Source organism: Streptomyces prasinopilosus (assembly GCF_001419695.1).
Taxonomy (GTDB): Bacteria; Actinomycetota; Actinomycetes; order Streptomycetales; family Streptomycetaceae; genus Streptomyces; species Streptomyces prasinopilosus.
On sequence record NZ_LIRG01000161.1, the window covers coordinates 1 to 10,373 of the forward strand.

The following is a 10,373-nucleotide window of genomic DNA, read 5'->3' on the forward strand; positions in this document are numbered from 1 at the left end:
CGCTCGCGCTCCGGGCGCGCCGCACCCGGAGCGCGAGCGAGGGCTCGGCTTCCCAGCGCGAGCGGCCGGCGGCAGCCGTGTCCGGGACGTCCGAGGAGGCGGCGAAGTCCCCGGAGGACACGGTCGGCCCCGTTGCCGGTCCCGGCACCGACACGCCCGAGGCACCGCCCGCCGGACGCCGCACCCGAAGCGCCTCCGAAGGCTCCGTGAGCCAGCGGTCCCAGGCGCCCTCGTCGAGGCCCGCCGGCGAACGAGGCCCCCGCCGCGCACGCACCGCGTCGGAGGGCTCCGCGACCCGCCCGACCACGCCGCCGGACGCCACCGGGACGCCGGACACGACCACGCCGCCGGACAGGACCGCTCCGCCGGACACCCCCGGGACCTCAGGGGGGACGGAGGCGCCGCACCGGGCCGCGGCACCAGGTGCCAAGCCCTCCACCGCGCCGCGCAGTCCGGACGCCCCCTGGCACCACGCCCGCCCGGCGCACGCCGAGCCCGAACCCGAACCCGAGCGCGACGCGGCAGGCGGGTCCGGGACCGCACCCGAAGCCGAAGCGGAGACCGGGCCCGCTCCCGCTCCCGCACCGGGCCCCGACCCGGAGCCGGGCTCCTCGGGCTCCGATTCGGAGTCGGGCCCCGGCCCGGAGTCGGGCCCCGGGACCCCCGGCACCCCCTCGGGAGGCCCGCGGTGAACGACGTACTCGACGTCGCCCTGCGACTCCTGATCGTCTTCGTCGTCTTCCTCACCCTCCCCCTGATCGTCGGTCAGACCGAGCACAAGGTGATGGCGCACATGCAGGGCCGCCTGGGCCCGATGTACGCGGGCGGCTTCCACGGCTGGGCCCAGCTCGTCGCCGACGGCGTGAAGTTCGCGCAGAAGGAGGACGTGGTCCCGGCCGGTGCCGACCGCCGTGTCTTCCAGCTCGCCCCCGCCGTCGCCCTCCTGCCGTACCTCCTCGTCCTGCTCGCCCTCCCGATCGGCCCAGGCGAGGGCGCCGTCGGTCAGGTGCTGGACGCGGGCGTGTTCTTCGTGCTCGCGGTGATGGGCGTGGGCGTCCTCGGCTCGCTGATGGCCGGGTGGGCCTCCGCCAACAAGTTCTCCCTCCTCGGCGGGCTGCGCACCGCCGCCCAGCTTCTCGCCTACGAACTGCCGATGCTGCTCGCCGCCGCCTCGGTGGCGATGGCGGCCGGCACCGTCTCACTCGTCGGCATCCTCGACGCGTTCGAGTGGTGGTGGCTGCCCTGGCAGATCGTCGGCGCGATCGTCTTCTTCGTCGCCGGACTCGCCGAACTCCAGCGGCCGCCCTTCGACATGCCCGTGGCCGACTCGGAGATCATCTTCGGCGCGTACACCGAGTACACCGGTCTGCGGTTCGCGCTCTTCCTCCTCGCCGAGTACGCCGGGATCGTCGTCCTGTGCGGCCTGACCACCGTCCTCTTCCTGGGCGGCTGGCACGGCCCGTGGGGCGCCGACGGCCTCGGCTGGGTCTGGACCCTGCTGAAGACCGCGGTCCTCGCCTTCGTCGTCATCTGGCTCCGCGTCACCCATCCCCGCCTGCGCGAGGACCAGCTGCAGAAACTGTCCTGGACCCTCCTCGTCCCCCTCGCCCTAGCTCAGATCGCCCTCACCGGCGTCGTCAAGGTGGTGATCTCCTAGCCATGTCCCCTCTTCCCGGCTTCCCCGGTTCCGGCCTGGCCAAGGGCCTGGCCGTCACCCTGCGGACGATGACGAAGAAGTCCGTCACCGCCCAGTACCCGGACACCCAGCCCGCCCTCGCCCCTCGCACCCGAGGGGTGATCGGGCTGTTCGAGGAGAACTGCACGGTCTGCATGCTGTGCGCCCGCGAGTGCCCGGACTGGTGCATCTACATCGACTCCCACAAGGAGACCGTCCCGGCGGCGGCGCCCGGCGGCCGTGACCGCAGCCGCAACGTCCTCGACCGGTTCGCCATCGACTTCTCCCTGTGCATGTACTGCGGTATCTGCATCGAGGTCTGTCCTTTCGACGCCCTGTTCTGGTCCCCCGAGTTCGAGTACGCCGAGACCGACATCCGCGAACTCACCCACGAACGGGACAAGCTCCGCGAGTGGATGTGGACGGTCCCGGCCCCGCCGGCCCTCGACCCCGCGGCCGAGGAACCGAAGGAGCTCGCCGCCGCCCGCAAGACGGCCGACAAACTGGCCGCCCAGGCCGCCGCTCGGCCCGACCCGCACCCCGGCCCGCAGGCAGACCCGAAGGGGGAGGATTCGTGACCCTCGCCGCAGCCGCCGGCACGGTCGCGCACGCCACGACCACCACCGTCACCACCGCCGCCGAGGCGCGGGGCTTCCTCTCCCCGACCGGTGTGGAGATCGCCTTCCTCCTGGTCGGCCTGGTCACCTTCGGTGCCGCCGTCGTCACCGTCACCACCAGGCAACTGGTGCACGCCGCCCTGTGGCTGGTGGTGGCCCTCGGTGGACTCGCCGTCGAATACCTCCTGCTCACCGCCGAGTTCATCGCCTGGGTGCAGGTCCTGATCTACGTGGGTTCGGTCGTCGTCCTGCTCCTGTTCGGCCTGATGCTCACCAGAGCGCCCATCGGCCGCTCCCCGGACGCCGACTCCGGCAACCGCCGGGTCGCCCTCGCCGTGGCCGTCGCCGCGGCCGTCGCCCTGGTCTGGGTCGTCGTCGACGCCTTCCGCACGACCTGGATCGACCTGGACGGCGCGCCCGCCGGCTCCACCGACGTGACCGGTGCCGGCCTCTTCCAGCACTGGGTCCTCCCCTTCGAGGCCCTCTCCGTCCTCCTCCTGGCCGCCCTCGTCGGCGCGATCGTCCTCTCCCGCAGGGCGAACACGGCCGCCGCGGCACGGGAGGCCGAGCCCCGGGAGGCCGAGCCACGGGAAACGGGCGCCGGAGCCACCTCCAAAACCCCCCACGGATCCCCCGCGGAACCGGCTCCGGAACCGGCCCCCGGACCGGGCCGCGCGCCGGCCGCCCGCCGCCGCGACGCGGAAGGGAACCGCTGATGCACCTCGCCTATCCCGTCGTGCTGTCCGCCCTCCTCTTCTGCACCGGCCTGTACGGAGTCCTCGCCCGCCGCAACGCGATCCTGGTCCTGATGTCGGTCGAGCTGATGCTCAACGCCGTCAACCTGAACCTGGTCGCCTTCGACGTCTGGCTCAGCAGGACCGCCGAGGAGACCCTGCACTCCGGCCAGGCCCTCGCCCTGTTCACCATCGCCATCGCCGCCGCCGAGATCGGCATCGGCCTGGCGATCGTCCTCGCCGTCCACCGCAACCGCGGCACCGCGAACATCGACAAGCTCCGCGACACCGCCGAGAGCCCCGGCCCCGACGACACCGACGGCCCGGGCGGCCCCGGCGGACCGGGCAGTCCGGGCGGACCGGGCGGCGCCGCACCCGACAGCGACGACGCCCCCACGACCCGGGCGGCCGTCACGAAGGCCGAGGCCACCGCGTGACCACGACCACCCTCGCCGTCCTCGTCCCCCTCCTTCCGTTCCTCGGCGCGATCGCCGGACTGCTCCTGGGCCGCACGGCCCCGGGCTTCGTCCGCCCGCTCGCGGTCCTGCCCACGCTCGCCGCCCTCCTCCTGGCCGTCGCGGTCGCCGTGCGCCAGGGCGGCGGCCGGGCCGTCGACGCCGCCACCGAACTCACCCCCACCGGTTCCGTCCCCGTCGAACTGGCCCTGCACATCGACGGTTTCGCCGCCCTCACCGCCGTGGTCGTCGGTGTCGTCGCCACCTGCGTGCAGATCTACTCGACGGGCTACCTCCGCGACGACCCGCGCTACCCCTCCTACGCGGCCCTCGTCTCCCTGTTCACCTCCGCGATGTTCCTCGTCGTCTACTCCGGCGACCTGATGGTGCTGCTGGTCGGCTGGGAGGTCATGGGCATCTGCTCCTACTTCCTCGTCGGCCACTACTGGGAGACCCCCGAGGCCCGCGCCGCCTCCCTGAAGGCCTTCCTGGTCACCAAACTCGGCGACGTCCCCTTCCTCATCGGCCTGTTCGCCCTCGCCGGCGAGACCGGCTCCTTCCGGATCACCCGCGTCCTCGACGCCGTCGCGAACGGCGGCATCGAGCACCCCACCCTGATCGCCCTGCTCCTCCTGGCGGGCGTGGCGGGCAAGTCGGCGCAGTTCCCCCTGCACACCTGGCTCCCCGACGCGATGGCGGGCCCGACCCCCGTCTCCGCGCTGATCCACGCCGCGACGATGGTCGCCGCCGGCGTCTACTTCGTCGCCCGTCTCCTCCCGCTCTTCGCCGCCTCCCGGGCCACGATGACCGTCCTCGCCGTCATGGCCGCCGTCACCATGACCGGCTCGGCGCTCGCCGCGCTCGCCCAGGACGACATCAAACGCGTCCTCGCCTACTCGACGATCGGCCAGCTCGGCTACATGACCGGCGCCCTCGCCGTCGGCGAACGCGGAGCCGCCGTCTTCCACCTCCTGTCCCACGGCGCCTTCAAGGCGCTGCTGTTCCTCGCCGCCGGTGTGATCATCCACGCGGCCGGCACCAACTCGCTGGCCGTCACGTCCCGCATGAGCCACCTGCGTGACCGCGTCCCCGACGCCTACTGGACGATGACCGTGGGGCTCCTCGCACTGGCCGCGATCCCGCCGTTCAGCGGTTTCTTCTCCAAGGAGGCCGTCCTCGGAGCGGCCGAACACGTCGTCACCGGCCACACCGGGCAGGCCCCCGCCGCAGCGGGCTGGATCGTCCTCCTCGCCGGCCTGGCCACCGCCCTGCTCACCGCCGCGTACGCGACGCGCCTGTGGCTGCTGGCCTTCCGCGGACACGGCACCGAGGCCCCCGACCACGGCAGGCAGCCCCTCACCATGACCGTCGTGCTGTGGGTGCTCGCGATCCCCTCCCTCACCCTGGGCGGCTTCGCCTTCCGCGCGCTGCCCGACTGGTTCGACGGACACGACCTCGCACCGACCCTCACCACCTCGGTGCTCGGCACCGGCGTCGCCCTGGTCGGTGGCATCGTCACCTACGCCGCCTGGCGCCACACCACCGTCCACGCCGCCCGCTTCCCCCTGGGCGCCGTTACCGCCCACCCGGAGCGCGACGCCGGACGGGTCGAGGCGGAGGCGATCGCCGGCCACGAGCCCGCCTACGGGGACATCGCGTCCGCACCCGACCCGTCGGATCCCGGGCGGCTGCTGCTCGGCCCCCTGCACCGTCACGCGGCCGCCGGCTTCCACCTGGACGCCGTCTACACGGCCCTGTTCGTCCGGCCCGTCCGGGCCGCGGCCGCCCTGGTCCGCTTCCTCGACCGCGAGGTCGTCGACACCTACGTACGCGGCGCGGGAACGCTGCCCCGGTGGCTCGGCACCGCCGTACGACGCGCCCAGACCGGCAATCTGCAGACCTATGTGAGCGCGCTGCTCGCCGGCACCGTCGTCCTCGCGGTCGCCGTCGTCCTCGCCGCCACGGGAGCGTGACCAGACGTGATCGATATCAGCGAGTCCGTGATGCAGTTCCTTCTGGCGTTCCTCCTCGTCGCCCCGCTGCTGGGAGCCGCCGCCGCCCTCCTCCCGGCCCCGCCGGGACTCAGGGGGAAGTCACCCGACCAGGCCGTGCTCCGGCACGGCGTGACCGTCACCGGCGCCGTCCTCGTCGCGGCGATCGTCCTCGCGCTCGGCTTCGACCACGACCACCCGTCGAGGATGCAGGCCACGACCGACATCAGCTGGATCCCCGCACTCGACGTGCGCATCCACCTCGGCACCGACGGCATCTCCCTCCCCCTCCTGGTCCTGACCGCGCTGCTGACCTTCCTCAGCGCGCTCCACGCGTACTTCGAACCGCCGGCCGGCCCGTCCCCGAAGGCCTTCGTCGCCCTGCTGCTCGTCCTCGAGTCCGGCACCCTCGCGGCCTTCGCCGTCCTCGACCTGATCCTGTTCTTCCTCGCCTTCGAGATGGTCCTGATCCCGATGTACTTCCTCATCGCCCGCTGGGGCGGCGAGGGCCGGGCCGGGGCCGCCTGGAAGTTCGTCCTCTACACGCTGCTCGGCTCCGTGGTCATGCTGCTCGGCCTGCTCCTGATCGGGATCAAGGCGGGCACATTCGACATGGTGGCACTCGCCACTGACAACGGCCGGTCACTCACCGTGTCCGTGCAGATCGTCGCCGTACTGGCGATCGGGATCGGGCTCGCGGTCAAGACCCCGATGTGGCCGCTGCACAGCTGGCTGCCCGACGCCCACACCGCCGCCCCGACGGTCGGCTCCGTCCTGCTGGCCGGCGTCCTGCTGAAGATGGGCACGTACGGGTTCGTGCGGATCCTGCTCCCCGCCGCCCCGGACGGCTTCCGCACCTTCGCGCCCTACCTCGCCGCCTTCGCCGTCGTCGGCATCGTCTACGGCTCCCTCGCCTGCCTCGCCCTCACCAAGGAAGGCGCCAAGGGCGACCTCAAACGCCTCATCGCCTACTCCTCCGTCGGCCACATGGGCTTCGTCCTCCTCGGCATCGCCACCATGACCCCGACCGGCGTCAACGGCGCCCTCTTCGCCAACATCGCCCACGGTCTCATCACCGGTCTGCTCTTCTTCCTCGTCGGCGCCCTCAAGGAGCGCACCGGCACCGTCGACCTCGACGCCCTCTCCCGTCTGTCGTCCAGCCTCCGCTCCGCACCGGGCGGCCCCGCCGCACCGGGCCGGCTCCCGGCCGGAGCCGCCCTCTACGGCAGGGCGCCGCGCCTCGGCGGACTGCTCGCCTTCGCCGCCGTCGCCTCCCTCGGCCTGCCCGGCCTCGCCGGATTCTGGGGGGAGATGCTCGCCCTCTTCGGCGCGTTCGACCCCGCCGCCGGACTCAGCCGCCCCGCCTTCCTCGTCTTCATGTCCGTCGGAGCCTTCGGCACCCTGCTGACCGCCGCGTACCTGCTCGTCGTCGTCCGCAGGGTCTGTATGGGCGCCCCGCCGGAACAGGCCACGGCCCTCACCGACGTCCGCGGCCACGAATTCGCGGCCTGGACCCCGCTCGTCGTCCTCACCGTCGTGGCCGGACTGTGGCCCGGGGCTCTGATCGGACTGACCGACCCGGCCGTGCAGCAGCTCCTCGCAGGAGGCACCCGATGAGCTCCCTCGTCCAGTCCGTCGACTGGCTCGCCATCGCGCCGCCCGTCGTCGCGGCCCTCGTCGGACTGGCCGTCCTCGTCGCCGACCTGTTCGTCGGCGAGGCCAGGAAACCGCTTCTCGGATGGCTCGCGGTGGCCGGACTCGCCGCCGCCACGCTCCTGCTGCTTCCTCTCCTCGACGCCGACCGCAGCACGTTCTGCCTGGTCGGCGATCCCGGAGTGTGCAGCTACACCGCCGACCGGTTCACCCTCGTCATCCAGTTCCTGGTGCTCGGCGGCGCACTCCTGACCGCCCTCCTGTCGGTCACCGCCCTCAAGGACGCCGACAAGAGGCTCCCCGAGGGCGAGTACTGGTTCCTGTTCCTGTCCTCCGTCGCGGGCGCCGCCCTCCTGCCCGCCTCCCGCGACCTCGCGACCCTCGTCGTCGCCCTGGAGGTCGCCTCCCTGCCCGCCTTCGCCCTGGTCGGCCTCAGGCACGGCGACCGGAAGTCGTCCGAAGCGGCCCTGAAGTTCTTCCTGTCCTCGGTGACCGCCACCGCGGTCAGCCTCCTCGGCATCAGCTTCGTCTACGCCGCCACCGGAACCCTCCACCTCACCCTGGTGGCCGAACGCGTCCAGACCGTCGACGGGCAGCTCCACACCCTCGCCCAGACCGGTGTCGTCCTCACCCTCGTCGGCTTCGCCTTCAAGACGGCCGCCGTGCCCTTCCACTTCTGGGTCCCCGACACCTACGTGGGCGCCCCCCTGCCGATCGCCGCCTACCTGTCGGTCATCGGCAAGGCGGTCGGCTTCACCGGCCTGATCCTCGTCACCGTCGTCGCCCTCCCGTCGTACGCCGAGGTCTGGGGCCCGGCCCTCGCCGCGCTCGCCGCCCTCACCATGACCGTCGGCAACGTCGGCGCCCTCGCGCAGCAGGCCACGCGCGCGTACAGCGCGGTACGCCTCCTGGCCTGGTCCTCCGTCGGCCAGGCCGGTTACCTCCTGGTGCCGATCGCCGCCGCCGCGTACTCCGGCGACGCCGAGAAGTCGATCGGCTCCACCCTCGCCTACGCCCTCATGTACGGCACGGTGAACCTCGGCGCCTTCGCCGTCGCCGCCCTGGTCGGCCGCACGAAGACCCTCAACCGGGTCTCCGACTACCGGGGCCTGTACGCCTCCGGCCCGCTCACCGCCCTGCTCCTGGCCTTCTTCCTGCTGTGCCTCGCCGGACTCCCGCCCGGCATCATCGGCCTCTTCGCCAAGGTCACCGTCTTCTCCGCGGCCGTCGACGCCGGACTCGGCTGGCTCGCCGTCGTCATGGCCGTCAACGTCGTCATCGCGCTGGTCTACTACCTCCGCTGGACCGCCCTGCTGTTCCGCGCTCCCGACGGGGAACCGGCCGTGCACCGCGTACCCGTCCCGCTCACCGCCGCGCTCGCCCTCACCGGAGTCCTCGGCATCGCCCTGTCCGGCGCGCCCCAACTGATCCTGCGCCTCACCGACACCGGCCTCTTCTGACCGGCCGGCGGGCCCACGCCGCCCCCTCCCGGTTCCTCCCGTCCCCTCGACACGCCGGGGTTCGGAGGGCTTTCCGGACCCTGAACGGACACGGGAAGGGCTCGGACGGGCACGGCGGGCACCCGGGCGGGCCGGCGGTCACGACGTCCGGGTGGAGCCGTCACCCGGACGGTTCACACGTGCCACCGCGGCCCGCGGGGAACCTGTGCCGCCCGCCCGGCGTTGACGTATACGGGAGGGTCCACTGGACGTGAGGCCAGAACACCCGGGGCCACCGCAGGTCAGAGGGAAGACCGGCGGGGAAAGGCCCCCCGCCGCGCGATTTGGAGGGCGTACCGTGCACCGCCGGCACAACGGGCTCAGGACCGCGGTCCTCCTCGGGGGACTGTCCGCGCTCATCATCGTCATCGGCAGCTTCTTCGGCCGTACGGGCCTCGTCGTCGCCGTCGTGATCGCGCTGGGCACCAACGCGTACGCCTACTGGAACAGCGACAAGCTCGCCCTGCGCGCGATGCGGGCCCGGCCCGTGAGCGAGTTCGAGGCCCCCGGCCTGTACCGCATGGTGCGCGAGCTCTCCACCCAGGCCCGCCAGCCCATGCCCCGCCTGTACATCTCCCCGACCGAGGCGCCCAACGCCTTCGCCACCGGCCGCAACCCGCGCAACGCCGCCGTGTGCTGCACCGAAGGCATCCTGCGCCTGCTCGACGAGCGCGAACTGCGCGGCGTCATCGGCCATGAGCTCAGCCACGTCTACAACCGGGACATCCTGATCTCCTCGGTCGCCGGCGCCCTCGCCTCCGTGATCATGTTCCTGGTCAACTTCGCCTGGCTGATCCCGGTCGGCCGCTCCAACGACGACGACGGCCCCGGCATCCTCGGCATGCTGCTCATCATGATCCTGGGGCCCCTCGCCGCCTCCCTCATCAAGCTGGCCATCAGCCGCTCCCGCGAGTACGAGGCCGACGCCTCCGGCGCTCAGCTGACCGGCGACCCCCTCGCCCTCGCAAGCGCCCTGCGCAAACTGGAAACGGGCACCAGACAGCTTCCCCTGCCCCCCGAGCCCCGCATCGAGACCGCCAGCCACATGATGATCGCGAACCCGTTCCGCCCGGGCCAGGGGGTCGCGAAGATGTTCTCGACCCACCCGCCCATGGCGGAGCGCATCGCCCGACTCGAGAAGATGGCAGGTCGAACGCAGTGAAGACCATCCTGAACGTCATATGGCTCGTCCTGAGCGGCTTCTGGCTGTTCCTCGGCTACCTGCTCGCCGGTGTCCTGCTGTGCGTCACGATCATCGGCATCCCCTTCGGCATCGCCGCCTTCCGCATCGGTGTCTACGCCCTGTGGCCGTTCGGGTACACGGCGATCGAGCGCAGGGACGCGGGTGCCGCGTCCTGCGTGGGCAACGTGCTGTGGCTGGTCCTCGCGGGCTGGTGGCTGGCCATCGGCCACATCGTCACCGGCCTCGCCCTGTGCGTCACGATCATCGGAATCCCGCTCGGCATCGCCAACTTCAAGCTGATCCCGGTCTCGCTGCTCCCGATGGGCCGGGAGATCGTCCGCACCGACCAGCCGTTCGCATCCCGCTAGTCCCCCCACCGGCCCCTCCGACCCCGCCGGTTCCGTCGGTTCCGCTGGATCGACCGGTCTTTCCACGGCCCGCAAGCGTGCCGGCGAGAGGCGTCCCCGGGGCATCGTCCCGGTCGGCGGCGTGCCTCACGCATGCGTGACCGAACGGGAACATCCCCTGACAGCCACTGGTGCCCGAAGGCCGGGTGCTCCCGAAGG

The 10,373-nt window shown here is 72.4% G+C and carries 10 protein-coding genes; 9 read left to right on the forward strand and 1 reads right to left on the reverse strand.

The annotated features are described in order from the left end of the window. A partial coding sequence (locus tag AOK18_RS33565; RefSeq protein ID WP_055693872.1) for a hypothetical protein occupies positions 1-373 on the reverse strand: 373 nt, incomplete at its 3' end. Between the two features lie 315 nt (positions 374-688). On the opposite strand from AOK18_RS33565, the gene AOK18_RS08030 reads away from it, so the two are divergent. The 9 genes from AOK18_RS08030 (at position 689) to AOK18_RS08070 (ending at position 10,175) form a co-directional block, all read left to right on the forward strand. Continuing rightward, positions 689-1,657, forward strand: a complete 969-nt coding sequence (locus AOK18_RS08030) for a complex I subunit 1/NuoH family protein (RefSeq protein ID WP_055570583.1) — start codon at positions 689-691, stop codon at positions 1,655-1,657. Between the two features lie 2 nt (positions 1,658-1,659). Beyond that, positions 1,660-2,253, forward strand: coding sequence for a NuoI/complex I 23 kDa subunit family protein (locus AOK18_RS08035; RefSeq protein ID WP_055693873.1), 594 nt, complete (start codon positions 1,660-1,662; stop codon positions 2,251-2,253). Continuing rightward, complete coding sequence (locus tag AOK18_RS08040) at positions 2,250-3,008, forward strand: NADH-quinone oxidoreductase subunit J family protein (protein ID WP_079104900.1); 759 nt, start codon at positions 2,250-2,252, stop codon at positions 3,006-3,008. Before AOK18_RS08035 ends, AOK18_RS08040 begins: the two co-directional genes overlap by 4 nt. Continuing rightward, on the forward strand, positions 3,008-3,463 hold the full coding sequence (gene nuoK / locus AOK18_RS08045; RefSeq protein WP_055693874.1) for an NADH-quinone oxidoreductase subunit NuoK: 456 nt from the start codon (positions 3,008-3,010) through the stop codon (positions 3,461-3,463). The genes AOK18_RS08040 and nuoK overlap by 1 nt, the downstream gene beginning before the upstream one ends. Continuing rightward, positions 3,460-5,454: an NADH-quinone oxidoreductase subunit 5 family protein gene (locus AOK18_RS08050; protein WP_055693875.1), complete on the forward strand. Its 1,995-nt coding sequence runs from the start codon at positions 3,460-3,462 to the stop codon at positions 5,452-5,454. The genes nuoK and AOK18_RS08050 overlap by 4 nt, the downstream gene beginning before the upstream one ends. 6 nt (positions 5,455-5,460) lie before the next feature. Continuing rightward, positions 5,461-7,089, forward strand: a complete 1,629-nt coding sequence (locus tag AOK18_RS08055) for a complex I subunit 4 family protein (protein ID WP_055693876.1) — start codon at positions 5,461-5,463, stop codon at positions 7,087-7,089. Further along, a complete protein-coding gene (locus AOK18_RS08060; protein WP_055693877.1) occupies positions 7,086-8,585 on the forward strand; it encodes an NADH-quinone oxidoreductase subunit N in 1,500 nt (499 codons plus the stop codon). The genes AOK18_RS08055 and AOK18_RS08060 overlap by 4 nt, the downstream gene beginning before the upstream one ends. Before the next feature lie 337 nt (positions 8,586-8,922). Beyond that, positions 8,923-9,786, forward strand: a complete 864-nt coding sequence (gene htpX, locus AOK18_RS08065; protein ID WP_055693878.1) for a zinc metalloprotease HtpX — start codon at positions 8,923-8,925, stop codon at positions 9,784-9,786. Continuing rightward, on the forward strand, positions 9,783-10,175 hold the full coding sequence (locus AOK18_RS08070; protein WP_055570590.1) for a YccF domain-containing protein: 393 nt from the start codon (positions 9,783-9,785) through the stop codon (positions 10,173-10,175). The genes htpX and AOK18_RS08070 overlap by 4 nt, the downstream gene beginning before the upstream one ends. The last annotated feature ends 198 nt before the right edge of the window (positions 10,176-10,373 follow it).